Below are 16,647 nucleotides of genomic sequence, written 5' to 3' on the forward strand. Positions count from 1 at the left end.
TCAAGAGGAATATTTTTTTGAGCTCATTCCCTGCACATTATGCATATATCCGTTATAATGAGAATCGATATCATTAATCTGTAGGGGGTGCTACACATGTCACAACAAGCATTTGAAGAAAAATTATATGCAAACTTAGAAGCTGTTATTGATCCTGAACTAGGTGTTGATATTATCAATCTTGGATTAGTTTATGACGTTACAGCGGATGAAAATAATAATGCTATCATTACAATGACGATGACTTCTATCGGCTGCCCAATGGCTGGTCAAATCGTATCAGACGTTAAAAAAGTACTATCAACGAACGTACCTGAAGTAAACGAAATAGAAGTAAATGTCGTTTGGAATCCACCATGGTCGAAAGAACGTATGTCACGTATGGCGAAAATCGCATTAGGTATTCGTGACTAAATTAAGTGAAACTTTAATCAGCCTACACCAATCCAGTGCTTGCTGGATAAAGAAAGACCTGACATCATAGTCAGGTCTTTTTCTCTTATTATTTAACGCCTACTGCATCATAAGCTTTCGTTACAGCTTGTAACTCTTTAGAGTTTTTACCATATAAATCTTCTGCTGACTGAAGTGCTGCTTGACGCATCATTTTAAAGTCAGAGTTTGCAGTTAAATATTTAGTAAGAGCACGGTAGTAAATTTTTTCTGTCGCTTCACGGCCCACTCCAGTTACTTTCACGCCGTAATGCGTGCCACCGTCAGATACTAAGTACGCAGCTTTATTGTTAATACTACTGTTAATATGAACGCCGCCATTATCAGCTGTTCCAGTGTAGCGTTTATTGTAATGATCTGGATAACCTTCACCTGGTTTTAATGGGTTTGGAATAGATGCTGGATCTTTCAGAGAACGAAGCGCATCACCAGGTTTACCAGGTGTATAAATATCAGCACCTAAATCCCAGCTCTTCTTCTCAACCATGACACCCATAATATCAGATAACGATTCATTTAACGCACCTGATTCATTTTTATAAACAAGGTTTGCTGTATGCTCAGTTACAGCATGTGTTAATTCGTGACCGATAACATCTAGGCCAGCAGATAATGGAATAAATGTCTTGCCATCTCCATCACCATACATCATTTGGATACCGTTCCAAGCTGCGTTATTCCAGCTTTCTCCTACGTGAACAGAGGAGATCAGCTTCGCGCCTTTATCATCGAAAGAGTTACGGTTAAATGTCTTTTTGTAGTAATCGTATACTTTCCCTGCATTTACATGCGCATCAACCGCTGCTTTGTCATCAAAGAACTTATTTTTACTTTCTACTTCGACACCTGTATATCCAAACCATTGTGAGAATATGTTAAACCAGTTTTCATCCATATTCTCTGCATCAAACGTATGAACACCTTGTCCACGCTTACCATCAAATAAATGGAATGCTCCTGTCTTCTCATTTTGAGCAATTTCAAATGATTGTCTAGCACCTAATACTCCGTAACCAAATCCTGTAATGTTATCTACAGCATTATATTTCTCAATCACATTTCCATTTGTTGCATCAACAAAGTAATGCCAATAGCCTGGAGCTGGTTTTGAAATCGATGCCTTAACTAAGTATGCAAGATAGTAGTTTCCATCTTTTTCATACACAAATAAATCTTTTTTCACACCATCATAATTTTTTACTTTACCAACTTCTTTTTCAATATCTGCCTTTGCAATTGTTTCTGCTTGTTCTGCACTAATACTTGCAAAGGTAGGAATATTTTTATCCTCTAAATTCGGAATAACTTGTCCGAAGAATGCTTTTACATTATTCTCTTTATCTAGTGTAACAGTTTGGTCTGAACCATACACAGGAATGTTATTATGTTTCTCAACTAACTTCACATGTGTCGTACCAGATTCAGCATCTTTTTCTTCCCCAACGACATTGAAATGTTTATCAATGTTTCCTGCTAATTTAAACATATCTTTCTTACTTTCTAAATATTGAAAGACCGTCTCTTTTTTATCTAGTCCTTCCGGTGCTTTCCATTCTTCACCTATGTATGCAGGTGTTTTAAATTCTTGATGATATTGAATTTTTTGTTCTTCCGCTTTCGTTGTCGTTGCTCCAAACGTTCCAAATCCCCCGGCGATAACAGTTAACGCTAATGCTGATGAAATGACTTGCTTTTTCACTATAACATTCCCCATTCCCATAAAGATTTTTGACACTTTTATAAAATTCTGAATTTTTAACCCGATACCTCTTCCGAAAATTTGAGAAACATTTTTCAGATAATTCCACACAAAAAGAGGACACCCTATCAGGTGTCCTCTTTTTTATAAACATTTTGTTATTTTTTTAGCTCAATTGCTAAATAGTGTGATTGCTCTTTCGCTTGAATATGAATATCTTCTTCTACTGCTTCTGCCGCATCGCGCATAACAAGTATCTCACCATTTATCACACTACTTCCTTCAATTTGTACAAGGTACAATTGACGGCCTTCTTTCACAGGAAAATGAATTTCTTTTCCTGCCTCTAACGATAAAGAATATAAATTCGCATCTTGGTGAATTTGAATTGGCGCATCACCTTCCACTGGGGAAACCATATGGAACCACTCATTATCACGTTTACTCCAATCAAATTTAAACTCACCATAGTTTGGTTTATGATCAGCACGGTCTGGTAAAATCCAAATTTGTAATAAACGCAATGTTTCATTTCCTAAATTATGTTCACTATGAAATACACCAGTACCAGCACTCATATATTGAACATGTCCACGCTCAATTGTTCCTCTATTCCCCATGCTATCTTCATGTGTTAAGGCACCATCTACAACGTAAGAAATGATTTCCATATCGCGGTGCGGATGCATATCAAACCCAGTTTGTGCAGCTACTAAATCATCGTTAATAACACGTAACGCTCCAAAACTCATATTATTTGGATTGTAATAATTAGCAAAGGAAAAATGAAAATGTGTATTTAACCAACCGTGATTTGCTCTACCCATATTTTTATGATCAACTTTTCTAAACATATCCTTCACCTCATATTATCTCGAATTCAAGATTTATTTTAAAATTGTTTCTTACTGTAATTTTTTTAGTAATTTTAATAATTGATTTTGTTCTTCTATATTTAATTTATGAAACTGCTCCGCTTGGAACGTTTCCTGGGGCGGGACGATCTCCTCATATAAAGCTCTTCCCGTTTCTGTTAACGAAATATATTTCGTAGTACCTTCTTGTTCACGCCCAATCCAGTCCAGCTGCTCCATTTTATTTAAAAGCTGCGTGACATTTCCTTTCGTAACAAATAGCTTCTTCCCAAGCTCTTGCTGCGTTAAACGATTATGTCCTCCAACTTGAGCTAGTACATCAAACTGAGCGGCAGATACATTCCATTTTTTCAAATGCTGATTCGTCTCACGAATACTCTTGTTATAAAAACGTGATAAACGAAACCATAATAGTAGTCCTAATCTATCTTCTGTTTTCATTTCATCACCTCGCTCGTTTCATACTATTAGTTTAGAACTAAACTTTATAGAAGTCAATTACTTATTTTTAGTAAGTGACAAAGAAAGCATAGCGCTATTTCTCCACTATGCTTACATCAATTTTCTATTTTTATATTCATCTAATTTCCTCTCCGCGAACTTCCTCGCATCTTTCTCAATCCATCTCTCTTCATACGATTCACTTCCAACATACAATACTTCTCTCTTATGCTGCATCGCATGGCGAAATTCATGCAGTAGTGTTTTAAGCACTTGCTCATACTCATCCCACATACAAACGAAAATTAATTGTTTTTCTTTATGATAAAAACCACCTACGGGGAATAAAAACTCCTCTTCCTCTTCCCCTAATGATAGAAGTACATGATTTGCATCACACGTATCACAAAAAATAACTGGCGTTTTACATACTTCAATAAGAGAAAATAAATCCTCTCTAATCCTTTTGACATCCCAAGGAAGCTCCGAATCCAACACATACCAATTCTCCACCTGTTGATATACATTTTGAAACTGGAGTTCCATTTCTTTTTATTCCCCTTTCCAAGCTCTCTTTTTCTATATGTATGCCACAATATGGTAAATATTAAACATACTCTTTCCCCCTTTGAAAAATGACAATAAAAAGAACCTATATTAGTATAGGTTCTTTTCCATAATTACTTTTTTTCATAATTTTTTTTAGTACAAAATAACCAATTGCGCAAACAATAGCAGCAAGTGCAAAATATTTCACATATGGCCCAGCTACTTTATTAATACTTTCCCACTCTGTTCCTAATTTAAAACCTAAATATACAAACACAATTGACCACGGAATAACAGCTAATGTAGTTAGCGTAATAAACTTAGCATGTGACATTTTCGCAATACCCGCTGGTATGGAAATAGCATGACGCACAACAGGAATAAAACGTGCCGTAAAGATAACGCCAGTTCCGTAACGATTAAACCAATCTTCTGCATAATCAATATGCTTCTTCTGAATTAAAATATATTTTCCATATCGCTCAAGAACAGGTCTTCCTCCGTATCGACCAATCCAATAAATAAATAGTTGTGCGATTACACCGCCAATTGTCCCGAACGCAACAGCTCCCCAAAATGTAATGCTTCCTGTTGATACTAAATAGCCTGCATAAGACAATACGATTTCACTCGGAATAACTTCTAACATCAATCCAAGCATAATTCCCCAATAACCAAGTCCTTCTAGAAAAACTAAAACTGAATGAATCAACTCTCCTAACATCATTTACCTCTCTTTACTGTTTTCTTTACCAAAAATAAAAGTACAAGCAGTAAGTATCTTGTACTTTTATTTTTTAAAATTTAGTTAGTCTTCGTATCCCACTTAAAGATTTTATTTAAAAATTTATATACATTCTTTGACTCTTTTGTCAGAAGTGGACCTAAGATGGATAGTATAAGCACGTATAGTGCTGAGAATGGTTTTAACACTGACATTAAACCACCAGCGATACCGATATTAGCCATAATGATGGAGAATTCTCCCCTTGAAACGATTGTTAATCCAATATTTGTAGAAGCTTTATGAGATAATCCAGCTTGTCTTCCTGCAATCATCCCTGCTACAAAGTTACCGATTATCGTAAGAAGTACCGCACCTAGCGTTAACCATATTGCTCCGCCTAACGAGAACGGATCGATACTTAACCCGAAGCTGAAGAAGAAAATTGCTCCGAAAAAGTCTCTAAATGGAACAACAAGATGTTCAATTCGATCACTATGCTCTGTCTCAGAGAAAACTAATCCTAAAAGAAGTGCTCCGATTGCTTCTGCAACGTGAATTGTTTCTGAAAAACCAGCGATGAAGAATAACGAAGCAAATACTACAATAATAAAGATTTCATCTGAACTAATATTGAGCAATTTATTTAATAACGGCGTTGCTTTTCTAGCCACAATAAAGAATAGAAGCATATATCCTAAAGCAATTCCAATTGAAGTAAGAGCACCTAAGAAGGAAGCATGATCCCCAAGTACTAAACCAGAAACGACTGATAAATATACAGCAAGGAATATATCTTCAAACATAATAATTCCTAAAATTAGTTCGGTTTCATTATTACCAGTTCTTCTTAAATCCACTAATACTTTCGCAACGATGGCACTAGAAGAAATCGTAATAATACCCGCAATAATTAAGATTTCTAGTAATGGGAATCCCATGATAAACCCGTATAATAATCCAAGTGAAAAGTTAATTAGAATATAGATTGTTCCACCAATCGCAATAGAACGTCCGGATTTAATTAGTTTCTTCATCGAAAATTCTAGCCCTAGATAGAAGAGAAGGAACAGAACGCCAATTCTTCCAAGGAAGGATATTACACTTGCACTTTCAATAAATTTGAGATCGATTACACCTATTGTCGGCGCGTGCGGCCCTACTAACATGCCAAGAACAATTAGAAAAGGAATTACTGAGAACTTAAACTTTCCAGCGATTACTGCCGCAATTGCCACTAGAACTAAAGCTGTACCAACTTCAAAAATTAAAGTATCCATCTAGTCAGTCCCCCTATTCGAAAGTAACTCATTAATAATTTTTTTAATTTCTTCTCTCTCACCTGAAACTACTAGCATATCGCCTTCTTCAATTACTGTTTCTGGTCCTGGATTAAATAGCTTTTTCATATTCTTTTTCATAACTGCAATTATCGTTACGCTATACGTTTTTCTTATTTCAAGATCACCAATTGTTTTTCCGATTGCTGGAGCTGCATTCTCCACTTTAAACCACTCAATCGCTAAACCTTCAAAGACCATCTCAACATTTTCTAATGCCCTAGGCTTATATACCATTCCACCTAATATTGCTGCAACTTGTCTTGCTTCTGAGTCACGTAATGAAATACTAGAAATACTTTCTTCATGATCTGAATCAAAATGATACATTTCTCTACGTCCGTCATCATGAATCACAATCACCATTTTTTCGTTACCTTTCGTAACGATTTGAAATTTATACCCAATACCTGGAAGTTCACTTTCTCTAATATTCATATTTAGCTCCTCCTCAACAATTTTATTTGAATTTTCTGTTTTTCAGTCTTTTGTTCATCCAACCAATTTTAGAAATTCTAACCACTCCGGATACTTATGATTTGGAAATCTTTTATTGTAATAATAAGTGGCCCCTAGAAAAATACTTGAAGATGTAATGATAAAAAATACATTGCTTCTCATTTTTAAACTCTCAAGGCTTACTTTCAATAAAGTTTCTTCTTTCAAATTATCCCCACTTTCTCGCTTTACATTTAGTTTTTTAAAATGTAAATAATTCTAAAAATATTACGATGTAACATAATCATAACATAAAATACACTTAAGTAACATCATTTTTTAGAAAAATTGATTCTAGTATATTTTTTGCATATAATTTTCTTATTACAGAAAAAAGGAAGTGTATTATATGGTTGATATCTTTAGCAGATTCCTTGAGGTAACGAATAATATTTTATGGTCATATATTCTTATTGCAATGCTAATCGGCTTCGGTCTTTATTTCTCTTTCAAATTAAAATTTGTCCAAATTACTCATTTCAGTGAGATGGTCAGTTTAATTAGTAAAGGATTTAATCGAAAAGAAAAAAAGAAAGATAGCATCTCTCCATTCCAAGCATTTTGCTTAAGTGCAGCCGCTCGCATTGGTATCGGGAACTTAGCTGGTGTAGCATTAGCAATTTCAATGGGAGGACCTGGTGCAATATTTTGGATGTGGTTTATCGCGATTCTCGGAGCAGCTACTAGTTTTGTAGAATGTACGCTCGCGCAAATTTATAAAGTAAAAGATGGACGCAGGTTCCGTGGTGGCCCAGCATATTACATGGAAAAAGGGTTAAACAAACGCTGGATGGGTGTCTGGTTTTCACTTCTTATTACAGTTGCGTACGGATTAATTTTCAATTCAGTACAAGCAAATACAGTAACAATAGCGTTTGAAAATGCTTTCGGATTAGAGCGAACGATCGTAGGAGCTCTACTAGCTTTACTAGTTGCAGTTATTATTTTTGGCGGTATTAAGAGCATTTCACGCATTACAGAAATGATTGTTCCCCCAATGGCAATTGTTTATATTGGTGTGGCTATTTTTGTCGTGATTAACAACTTCAATATGTTACCAAGCATTTTCATGGAAATCTTTAACGGTGCATTCGGTTTAGACCAAGCCATCGCTGGTGGTATTGGAGCAGCTATCAAGTTCGGAATCCAACGCGGTTTATTCGCGACAGAAGCAGGTATGGGGAGCTCTCCTAATGCAGCAGCAACATCTGATGTATCTCATCCTGTAAAACAAGGACTTGTTCAAGCATTAGGTGTTTTCGTAGATACATTCTTAGTATGTACATCAACAGCGTTTATCGTATTATGTTCTGGACTTTACAAAGGATCAAATTTAGAAGGTATTGAATTAACACAGCAAGCATTAAGTTCACAAATTGGACCGTGGGCAAGCACTTTCTTAGCGATTATTATTTTCCTCTTCGCTTTCAGCTCTTTACTAGGAAACTACTATTATGGTGAAACAAATATCGCATTCATTAAAGAAAGCAAAACATGGTTAATGATTTATCGCGTTGCAGTTGTCGGAATGGTGTTCTTCGGATCAATCGCTGCCCTTCAAACTGTTTGGAGTTTAGCTGATTTATTCATGGGACTAATGGTATTCACAAACTTAATTGCCATCTCATTCCTTAGCAAATTTGCCTATGCAGCATTAGTAGACTACATTAAGCAAAAGAAACAAGGTAAAGATCCTGTCTTCCTTGCAAGTTCTATCCCTGGCTTAAAGAATACAGAGTGTTGGGATGGGCAGGATGTAGAAGAAAAACAAAAAGCTGTTTAACAAACAAAGGCCTTATTACTTCACCGTAATAGGGCCTTTTATTTACAACAGTTCATAATTTGTTCAAATTAATTCCAGCAAAAGGGTTGATTTATACAAATTACTAGATTATAATAATTATAAATTAGTAATTGATATAACATAACAACTCAAAAGGAGATTGATCATAATGAACAAACAAGTAATCGAAGTATTAAACAAACAAGTAGCAGACTGGAGCGTTTTATTTACAAAATTACACAACTTCCATTGGTACGTAAAAGGACCTCAATTCTTCACATTACACGAGAAATTCGAAGAACTTTACACAGAATCAGCTACTCACATCGATGAAATTGCAGAACGCATTTTAGCAATTGGCGGCAAACCAGTAGCAACAATGAAAGAATACTTAGAACTATCTTCTATTCAAGAAGCAGCTTACGGAGAAACTGCAGAAGGGATGGTCGAGGCAATCATGAAAGACTACGAAATGATGCTAGTCGAACTGAAAAAAGGCATGGAAATCGCTCAAGACTCTGACGATGAAATGACATCTGACCTACTACTAGGCATCTACACAGAACTAGAAAAACACGCTTGGATGCTACGTGCGTTCTTGAATCAATAATAGATTAAAAGCGGAAGCGACTCTTTCAGAGTCGCTTTTTTATGTAATGGTTGCATTTAACGGTACACGAAATTATATCAACGATTTTTCAAATATATCGATCATAACTCGCAATATATCAACGATTTTTTCATTATATCGATCATTACAAGCAATATATCAACGATTTTTTCATTATATCGATCATTACAAGCAATATATCAACGATTCGACAAAGGATATCAATTTACCGACAAATCACGACAATATTAACACACCCCTCGCCCTACTTTTATCAATATATTACAATCTCATCTATGTTAAAATATAGGAAACACCTTTTAGTAAAATAGATCCAAAAAGCTTTTCCAAATTCATCATTTACTACTTAAATGGCGGGAGTGGTTCAGTTGAAAGACTACTTAATTAGAGCATTTTTTGCGTTAATAACAGTTGGAATCGTCTTACTTATAGCTAATATTTTCAATATACGTGTCGAGGTTAAAGACTATGCTTTCCTCGTTGTTGTAGCAATTGGTGGCGGCTGGGGTGGCTGGTACCTGTATAAAAAACAAAGTAATCAAAATGATAAAGGCATTCCAAAGTAATATGGAATGCCTTCTTTTATTTCCGTCTATAATAAATAACAAAATTCAAACCACTGATACAACCAATCGCTATAAACATACAAAACGATTGTCCATCTCCACCTAGACTATACTCATCAACGATAAATCCAGACATAAACAATGTTATCGCTGAAACACCAACACACAATATCGAAATAAACCAAAGCGAAAACTCATTAATCAGCTCTTTCTTCTGTCTTAAAACAATTAGCATAACAAGAATAGACGCTGCTAAAATACTTTTAAAAACAGGACGTAAATACACAAACTCCTCCATCTATTTCTCCTTTCCGAAAAACTATACATTCTAACATTAATATATTTAACTGAATTAAAAACACATGTCTTTTTACGATAAAAAAGACATGTGTTTCTATAAATCGCTATAAAAACGTACTATGATAATTGCTTCCACTTCGTCCCCAAGACAGGACGCTCGTAATTTTGGATTTCATGAATTAATTTATCTGCCGTCTCAGCGGAAACAATTAACTCTTTATTCGATGGATTCATAAAGCCTTCTTCTGCTGCCCGTTCAACCATTTGCAAAATTGGTCCGTAAAAGTCTTTTATGTTCAATAAACCAACCGGCTTATTATGTATACCAATTTGTGACCAACATACTACTTCAAAGAGCTCTTCAAACGTTCCATATCCGCCTGGTAATGCAATGAAAGCATCCGCAAGCTCTGCCATTTTCGCCTTGCGCTCATGCATCGTTTCTACTTCAATTAATTCTGTTAATCCTGTATGTACGATTTCTCCTCGAAATAGACCACGCGGCATAACACCTGTTACACGTCCGCCTAAACGAAGAACTTCGTTTGCTACTTCTCCCATTAATCCAACGCATGAACCACCGTATACGAGCTCATAGTCGTTCTCAACAAACATTTTCCCTAACTGGATTGCCTGCTCTTTAAACTCTGGTCTCTCCCCTAAATTGGAACCTGCAAACACACAAATCTTTCTCATTCCTACACCCCGAAACTATATATTGTTATGATACAATTGACATTGTACAACATATTGAGGAGATGAGGAAGGAATGGATATCGTTGCATTTCAAAGATGGGTTGAGGAATTTTACGAAAAACGAAGCTGGTCACAGTATAATGCCTTTATTCGCTTAAATTTCTTAACTGAAGAAGTTGGAGAAGTTTCACGAGTTGTTCGCGCTATTGAAATCGGCCGCGATCGTCCTGATGAAGATGCGAAAACAGAAGAAGAGCTAAAACAAGAACTAAAAGAAGAACTTGGTGATGTACTATCTAACCTTATTATTCTTTCGCAAAAATATGATTTGGATTTACAAGACATTATGGACGCACACGTCACAAAGCTTTCGAAAAGGTTCGAAGCACTCAAATGAGAATATTATCAACTATGGTATAATATTCTTGTCACAATACTAAGGGGGATTTTATGTTATCTAAAAAATTGCATAACGCATTAAATGAACAAATGAACTTTGAATTTTACTCTGCCCACGCCTATATGGCAATGGCTGCTTACTGTACAGCTGAGAGCTATGATGGATTCGCTAACTTTTTCCTTGTACAAGCTGAAGAAGAGCGTTTCCACGCAATGAAGCTTTACAACTATATTAACGACCGCGGTGAGCGCGCTATTATTACTGGATTCGATAATCCAAATAACGAATACGAATCTGTATTGAACGCTTTTGAAGTCGCACTTGAGCACGAGCGTGAAGTAACGAAACGTATTTATCACTTATCTGATATTGCTTGGGATGAGCGTGAGCATGCAACAATTACATTCTTAAAATGGTTCGTTGATGAGCAAGTAGAAGAAGAAGCTTCATTCGATAGCATCATTCAAAAATTAAAACGTATTACAAGCGATTCAAACGCACTATTTATGCTAGATGCTGAATTAGAGAAACGTACATTTACGCCTCCAACTGAGTAGTATTTTAATCACCTTAATGAATGTATTAAGGTGATTTTTTTATTTGCTTTCTATCTTAAAATCACCTTAAATTTCCTAGCATTTGACATAGAACTAGTTAATAAATGGTATTATTTTCAATATAAAGTGAAACTTTGATCCGTGGGGGGTTCGTTCATCCACCACGGATTATTAGTTGAACTAATCGGGTCTTTACAGGCAGTTGATCTCCCACCTAAGCTCTTTGCCCCCGCCAAATTTTGAGGTGGGAGTCTTACTGCTCGTTAATGCGGGATAAAACAATATGTGAGGAGAGAAAAAATGAATCAACGTGTAGAAGCTGTTGATGCAATTCGTGGTTTCGCTTTATTTGGCATTTTACTTGTTAATATAACATTAATTCAATTCGGGTTATTCGCTAATGAAAAACCCACTTATATTTTCGGAAAACTCGATGAAAGTGCTAATTGGTTTATTCAATTTTTCGGCACACAAAATTTCATTTCCCTATTCTCTTTTTTATTTGGGCTTAGCATTATTTTGTTACAAAAAAGTATTATCGCAAAAGGAAAAAAGTTTTTCCCCACATATATAAGACGTATTAGCATTCTTTTACTACTAGGTTTCATTCACGGTACCTTTATTTGGTCCGGAGATATTTTATTTGCATACGGACTTATCGGGATTTTCTTAATGATGTTTATAAATAGAAAACCAAAAACATTATTGATTTGGGCAACTATTCTACTCGCACTCATTACACTTATGTCTTATCAAACTGATCCAAATACAAATATTAATGATTTTGCTCCTTATATTGAAAAAGAGCATAAAGTTCATGAAACTGGAAGCTATATGGATCATGTCAACTTTAGGTTAACTGAAAGTCCTTTCGATTATATTGGGATTAACGGTTTCTTCGGACTAGTTTTCATATCAATTTTCGCAATAATTTTTATGTCCCCACTTTTCTTACTCGGAATGTATGTAGGAAAAAAGGGCTGGCTATTTGAGATTGATAAACACATACCTTCTATCAAAAAGATTTGGCTTATCACTGGTATTTTCTCTTTTACAATTAAAATCTTAGCCGTGTTCGTAAAGCATCCAATTTTAATTATGTTACACGATGGCCTTACATCAGTAACCATGACATTCTTTTACGGAAGCACCATTATTTTATTATTCCATTACAAAAAAGCATCGCGCTTACTAACATATATGGCGAATATGGGGAAAATGTCGGTTAGTAATTACTTAGCTCAATCCATTATCACAACAACAATTTTTTACGCATACGGCTTTGACTTATTCGGTAAAATCGGATATTTCTTCGGTATTCTTTTGACCATTGGAATTTATACAATTCAATTATTCGTTAGCACCTATTGGCTACAGAAATACCGAATGGGCCCTATAGAATATGCGTGGAGAATGGGAACTTATTTAGAGAGACCACGATTTAAAAAAGACTTGGATAAAGCAAGTTAAACAAAAAAAGCAATGAGCCTACGCTCATTGCTTTTCTTAATTTATTAAAGCATAACCCCAACAATAATCGCTGATAATATACTTACTAACGTTGCACCGTATACAAGTTTTAGTCCGAATGATGATACAACATTTGCTTGTTTGCCATCGATACTCTTTGTTGCACCTGCGATAATTCCGATAGATGAGAAGTTCGCAAATGATACAAGGAAGATAGATAAAATACCTACTGTACGAGTTGATAAATCACCAGCTACTTTTCCAAGGTCAAGCATTGCAACGAATTCGTTCGTTACTAATTTTGTTGCCATAATTTGTCCCGCTGCTAGCATCTCTGATGTTGGAATACCCATTACGAATGCTAATGGTGAGAAGATATATCCTAAAATGCTTTGGAATGTGATTCCGAAAATTGAATCGAATACACCGTTAATTGCTGTAATTAATGCTACGAAACCGATTAACATCGCCGCTACTGTTACAGCGATAGAGAAACCAAGCATAATATATTCGCCTAACATTTCAAAGAATGTTTGTTTCTTATCTTCTTGTAATTCTAAAATATCGTCTTCTTCTTTCACTTCATATGGATTGATAATATGAACGATAATGAATCCACTAAATAAGTTTAATACAAGTGCTGTTACTACATATTTTGGATCAATCATTTTCATATAAGAACCGACGATTGACATTGATACTGTTGACATTGAAGATGCACAAAGTGTGTATAAACGATTTTTCGGTAATTTGCTTAATTGATCTTTTACTGTAATAAATACTTCACCTTGACCAACAATTGCAGCTGCTACCGCATTATATGATTCTAGTTTTCCTAAACCGTTAATTTTACTTAGTACGAAACCGACTGCACGAATGATAATCGGTAAAACTTTAATATGTTGCAAGATCCCAATTAATACCGCTAAGAAAATAATCGGTAATAATACTGTTAAGAAGAATGGTGCTTGTCCATCGTTCGCTAAACCACCAAATACGAAATTAACCCCAGCTTCCGCAAATTTTAAAATAGCGCCAAATCCATCTGCAATCCCTTTTACTAATACAAATCCGACCTTTGTATTTAATAAGAAATACGCAAGTACCAATTGAATGACAAGCATAAGTGCAATTGGCTTATATTTAATTTTCTTACGATCTGAACTTATAAGGAAACCTAGTACAAACACTACAAGTAAACCGACTAGAAACATTACTATTTTCATATGTGAATCCTCCACTTCTCCCACGAGTTATTGGTCGTATAACGTATAACGAATGACGTCTGACCATTGATGTTAAAAAAATTTAAAACCCCTAAATACTATTCAACTGTTATCTAAAATCAGTAAGCGTTTACATAAATTGCAATTTATAAAAGGTAGCCTCTTCTCTCCTACCGTATTAAAAGTCTGAAATTGATACCACCTACAAATCAAATTGTAAGCGTTATCTAGAAGAAATGCAATATAAATTTTAAAAGATTTTCATATGTTAATATATTCCTAATTAATTGGTTTTTTTATGTAAATTTACCATAAAAAACGGCCCTAGCTATGAGCTAGAACCATCCTTTTTTATCCCGCATTAACTGGCAGTAAGATCCCACCTCAAAATGCAGCGAAAGCAAAGAAGTTAGGTGAGGGATCAACTGCCCGTAAATGCCCGATTGGTTCAACTAATAATCACTGGGGGATGAAGCCCCCCACTGATTAAAGTTTCACTTTATAGCATAACACCAACGATAATCGCTGATAATATACTTACTAATGTCGCACCATACACAAGGCGTAAACCGAATGATGATACAACATTTGATTGGTTTTCATCGATACCTTTCGTTGCACCTGCGATAATTCCAATTGATGAGAAGTTCGCAAATGATACAAGGAATACAGAAAGAATACCTACTGTACGAGCTGATAAATCACCAGCTACTTTGCCAAGATCAAGCATCGCAACAAACTCGTTTGATACTAATTTTGTTGCCATAATTTGTCCCGCTGTTACCATCTCTGCTTGTGGGATACCCATTACGAATGCTAATGGTGAGAAAATATATCCTAAAATAGCTTGGAATGTAATACCGAACACTGAATCAAACAAGCTATTGATTGCTGTAATTAATGCTACGAAACCAAGTAACATTGCTGCTACCGTAATTGCAATCGTGAAACCAAGCATAATATATTCGCTTAACATTTCAAAGAATGATTGCTTTTTCTTATTTTCTAACTTCAGTGTATCTTCTTCTTCCGTAATATCGTACGGGTTAATAATATGAATAATAATGAAACCACTAAATAAATTTAATACAAGTGCTGTTACTACATATTTTGGCTCGATCATTTTCATATAAGAACCAACGATTGACATCGATACTGTTGACATTGAAGATGCACATAATGTATATAAACGATGTTTTGGGATTTTACTTAATTGATCTTTTACTGTAATAAATACTTCCGCTTGTCCAACAATTGCAGCTGCTACTGCATTATATGATTCTAATTTCCCTAAACCATTTACTTTACTTAACAAAGTACCAATAGCACGAATAAATATCGGTAAAATCTTAAAGTGTTGTAGAATTCCGATTAATACTGCGAAGAATACGATTGGTAATAATGCAGTTAAGAAGAATGAAACTTCTCCTTTATTAACAAGGCCACCAAATACGAAAACGATTCCAGCTTCCGCATACCCAAGAAGTGCGCCAAATCCATCTGAAATTCCTTTTACTAAAATATAACCCACTTGCGTATTTAATAAGAAATACGATAATGCTAACTGAATTACAAGCATGAGTGCGATTGGTTTATACTTAATCTTCTTTCGATCGGCACTTATAAGAAAACCTAGTACGAATACAACGAGTAATCCTACAAGAAACATAACAAACTTCATTAATAAAATCCTCCATTTAACTCTTCATTAACGTTGAACGTCTGACCATTCAAAACAAGAAATAATCCGAACTTTCCATTTCTCCACCAAAACACTTTACTGGATATGAAAAATCATAAAACCTCTTGTCTCAAAGGCATTTTCCATTCTATCATAAATCCCAACTCATATCCGCACTTTTCTAAAAAAAATTACATTTTATTATAAAACCTTCATTAATGTTCGTCTTTTGCCCCTTTCTCCTATTTTATAGCTACACAAAAAACGAGCATCAAATTTCACTGATGCTCGTTCCATCTTTTATCCGCTATTTGCCGGGCAGTAAAACTCCCACTGATTAAAGTTTCACTTTATTATACAGCTTTTTCTTTCTCTGCTACTTCCGGCTTATCCCAACACTCTGTATTGTTCAACCCTGGAATAGACTCCGCATAAAAGACTGGATCTTTTCCTTGTTTCTTTTGCTTTACGTAATCTGATAACGCTGCGAAGGCGTACTTTGAAAGGAATACAATTGCCACTAAGTTAATAACAGCCATAATCCCCATAAATAAATCTGCTAAGTCCCAAACGATTTGAATTGTTGCTACAGACCCTAACATAACCATACCAAGTACAGCAATGCGGTATGCCGTTAATAACACTTTACTTCCATTTAAGAACTCAATATTTGTTTCACCATAGTAATAGTTACCTACTAATGAGCTGAATGCAAACAAGAAGATTGCAACCGCTACAAATACAGATGCCCACGGTCC

The 16,647-nt window shown here is 35.2% G+C and carries 19 protein-coding genes; 7 read left to right on the forward strand and 12 right to left on the reverse strand.

Annotated elements, in window-relative coordinates:
- Positions 1 to 96: 96 nt before the first annotated feature.
- Positions 97 to 414, forward strand: coding sequence for a metal-sulfur cluster assembly factor (locus tag JDS92_RS22355; protein WP_000082520.1), 318 nt, complete (start codon positions 97 to 99; stop codon positions 412 to 414).
- An 88-nt stretch (positions 415 to 502) separates the two neighbouring features.
- Here the strand turns inward: JDS92_RS22355 and nprB are convergent, their stop codons facing one another.
- From nprB to JDS92_RS22390, 7 genes are all read right to left on the reverse strand, one after another.
- Positions 503 to 2,152, reverse strand: coding sequence for a neutral protease NprB (gene nprB / locus JDS92_RS22360; RefSeq protein WP_000745149.1), 1,650 nt, complete (start codon positions 2,150 to 2,152; stop codon positions 503 to 505).
- Positions 2,153 to 2,310: 158 nt separating this feature from the next.
- Positions 2,311 to 3,006, reverse strand: a complete 696-nt coding sequence (locus tag JDS92_RS22365) for a pirin family protein (RefSeq protein ID WP_097957462.1) — start codon at positions 3,004 to 3,006, stop codon at positions 2,311 to 2,313.
- 51 nt (positions 3,007 to 3,057) lie between these two features.
- Complete coding sequence (locus JDS92_RS22370) at positions 3,058 to 3,468, reverse strand: MarR family winged helix-turn-helix transcriptional regulator (protein ID WP_000845485.1); 411 nt, start codon at positions 3,466 to 3,468, stop codon at positions 3,058 to 3,060.
- 111 nt (positions 3,469 to 3,579) lie between these two features.
- Positions 3,580 to 4,014, reverse strand: a complete 435-nt coding sequence (locus JDS92_RS22375) for a DUF3920 family protein (protein ID WP_000422812.1) — start codon at positions 4,012 to 4,014, stop codon at positions 3,580 to 3,582.
- 106 nt (positions 4,015 to 4,120) lie between these two features.
- Positions 4,121 to 4,741, reverse strand: a complete 621-nt coding sequence (gene uptA, locus JDS92_RS22380) for an undecaprenyl phosphate transporter UptA (protein WP_142336093.1) — start codon at positions 4,739 to 4,741, stop codon at positions 4,121 to 4,123.
- A gap of 80 nt (positions 4,742 to 4,821) precedes the next feature.
- Positions 4,822 to 6,021: a cation:proton antiporter gene (locus JDS92_RS22385; RefSeq protein WP_000380223.1), complete on the reverse strand. Its 1,200-nt coding sequence runs from the start codon at positions 6,019 to 6,021 to the stop codon at positions 4,822 to 4,824.
- Entirely contained in the window at positions 6,022 to 6,519 is a 498-nt protein-coding gene (locus tag JDS92_RS22390) for a cation:proton antiporter regulatory subunit (RefSeq protein ID WP_001026079.1), read from the reverse strand.
- A 409-nt stretch (positions 6,520 to 6,928) separates the two neighbouring features.
- On the opposite strand from JDS92_RS22390, the gene JDS92_RS22395 reads away from it, so the two are divergent.
- The 3 genes from JDS92_RS22395 to JDS92_RS22405 all read left to right on the forward strand — a co-directional run bounded on the left by JDS92_RS22395 (position 6,929) and on the right by JDS92_RS22405 (position 9,559).
- Positions 6,929 to 8,362 (forward strand): alanine/glycine:cation symporter family protein, encoded by a 1,434-nt coding sequence (locus JDS92_RS22395; protein ID WP_097980013.1) that lies wholly within the window; start codon positions 6,929 to 6,931, stop codon positions 8,360 to 8,362.
- Between the two features lie 169 nt (positions 8,363 to 8,531).
- A complete protein-coding gene (locus tag JDS92_RS22400; RefSeq protein ID WP_001041895.1) occupies positions 8,532 to 8,972 on the forward strand; it encodes a Dps family protein in 441 nt (146 codons plus the stop codon).
- Between the two features lie 389 nt (positions 8,973 to 9,361).
- Positions 9,362 to 9,559 carry a hypothetical protein gene (locus JDS92_RS22405; protein ID WP_000656329.1) on the forward strand — a complete coding sequence of 66 codons (198 nt, stop codon included), beginning with the start codon at positions 9,362 to 9,364 and terminating at the stop codon, positions 9,557 to 9,559.
- A 16-nt stretch (positions 9,560 to 9,575) separates the two neighbouring features.
- On the opposite strand, the gene JDS92_RS22410 is transcribed toward JDS92_RS22405, so the two are convergent.
- Positions 9,576 to 9,857 carry a hypothetical protein gene (locus JDS92_RS22410; RefSeq protein ID WP_000390905.1) on the reverse strand — a complete coding sequence of 94 codons (282 nt, stop codon included), beginning with the start codon at positions 9,855 to 9,857 and terminating at the stop codon, positions 9,576 to 9,578.
- Between the two features lie 119 nt (positions 9,858 to 9,976).
- Positions 9,977 to 10,555 (reverse strand): LOG family protein, encoded by a 579-nt coding sequence (locus JDS92_RS22415; RefSeq protein ID WP_001225748.1) that lies wholly within the window; start codon positions 10,553 to 10,555, stop codon positions 9,977 to 9,979.
- Positions 10,556 to 10,628: 73 nt separating this feature from the next.
- Between JDS92_RS22415 and JDS92_RS22420 the strand changes: the two genes are divergently transcribed.
- From JDS92_RS22420 to JDS92_RS22430, 3 genes are all read left to right on the forward strand, one after another.
- On the forward strand, positions 10,629 to 10,952 hold the full coding sequence (locus JDS92_RS22420; RefSeq protein ID WP_000355745.1) for a MazG nucleotide pyrophosphohydrolase domain-containing protein: 324 nt from the start codon (positions 10,629 to 10,631) through the stop codon (positions 10,950 to 10,952).
- Between the two features lie 53 nt (positions 10,953 to 11,005).
- The gene (locus JDS92_RS22425) at positions 11,006 to 11,512 is read left to right on the forward strand and encodes a ferritin (protein ID WP_000949410.1); all 507 of its coding nucleotides are present in this window, start codon (positions 11,006 to 11,008) and stop codon (positions 11,510 to 11,512) included.
- Positions 11,513 to 11,812: 300 nt separating this feature from the next.
- Complete coding sequence (locus tag JDS92_RS22430) at positions 11,813 to 12,982, forward strand: DUF418 domain-containing protein (protein WP_097957453.1); 1,170 nt, start codon at positions 11,813 to 11,815, stop codon at positions 12,980 to 12,982.
- Positions 12,983 to 13,026: 44 nt separating this feature from the next.
- Here the strand turns inward: JDS92_RS22430 and JDS92_RS22435 are convergent, their stop codons facing one another.
- The 3 genes from JDS92_RS22435 to JDS92_RS22445 form a co-directional block, all read right to left on the reverse strand.
- Positions 13,027 to 14,208 carry a NupC/NupG family nucleoside CNT transporter gene (locus JDS92_RS22435; protein ID WP_000706852.1) on the reverse strand — a complete coding sequence of 394 codons (1,182 nt, stop codon included), beginning with the start codon at positions 14,206 to 14,208 and terminating at the stop codon, positions 13,027 to 13,029.
- Between the two features lie 499 nt (positions 14,209 to 14,707).
- Entirely contained in the window at positions 14,708 to 15,889 is a 1,182-nt protein-coding gene (locus tag JDS92_RS22440; RefSeq protein ID WP_000673857.1) for a NupC/NupG family nucleoside CNT transporter, read from the reverse strand.
- Positions 15,890 to 16,242: 353 nt separating this feature from the next.
- Positions 16,243 to 16,647: alanine:cation symporter family protein (locus JDS92_RS22445; RefSeq protein WP_199632520.1), on the reverse strand; the 405-nt coding region annotated here is incomplete at its 5' end.

The organism is Bacillus cereus group sp. N12, assembly GCF_016483575.1.
Lineage (GTDB): Bacteria > Bacillota > Bacilli > Bacillales > Bacillaceae_G > Bacillus_A > Bacillus_A toyonensis.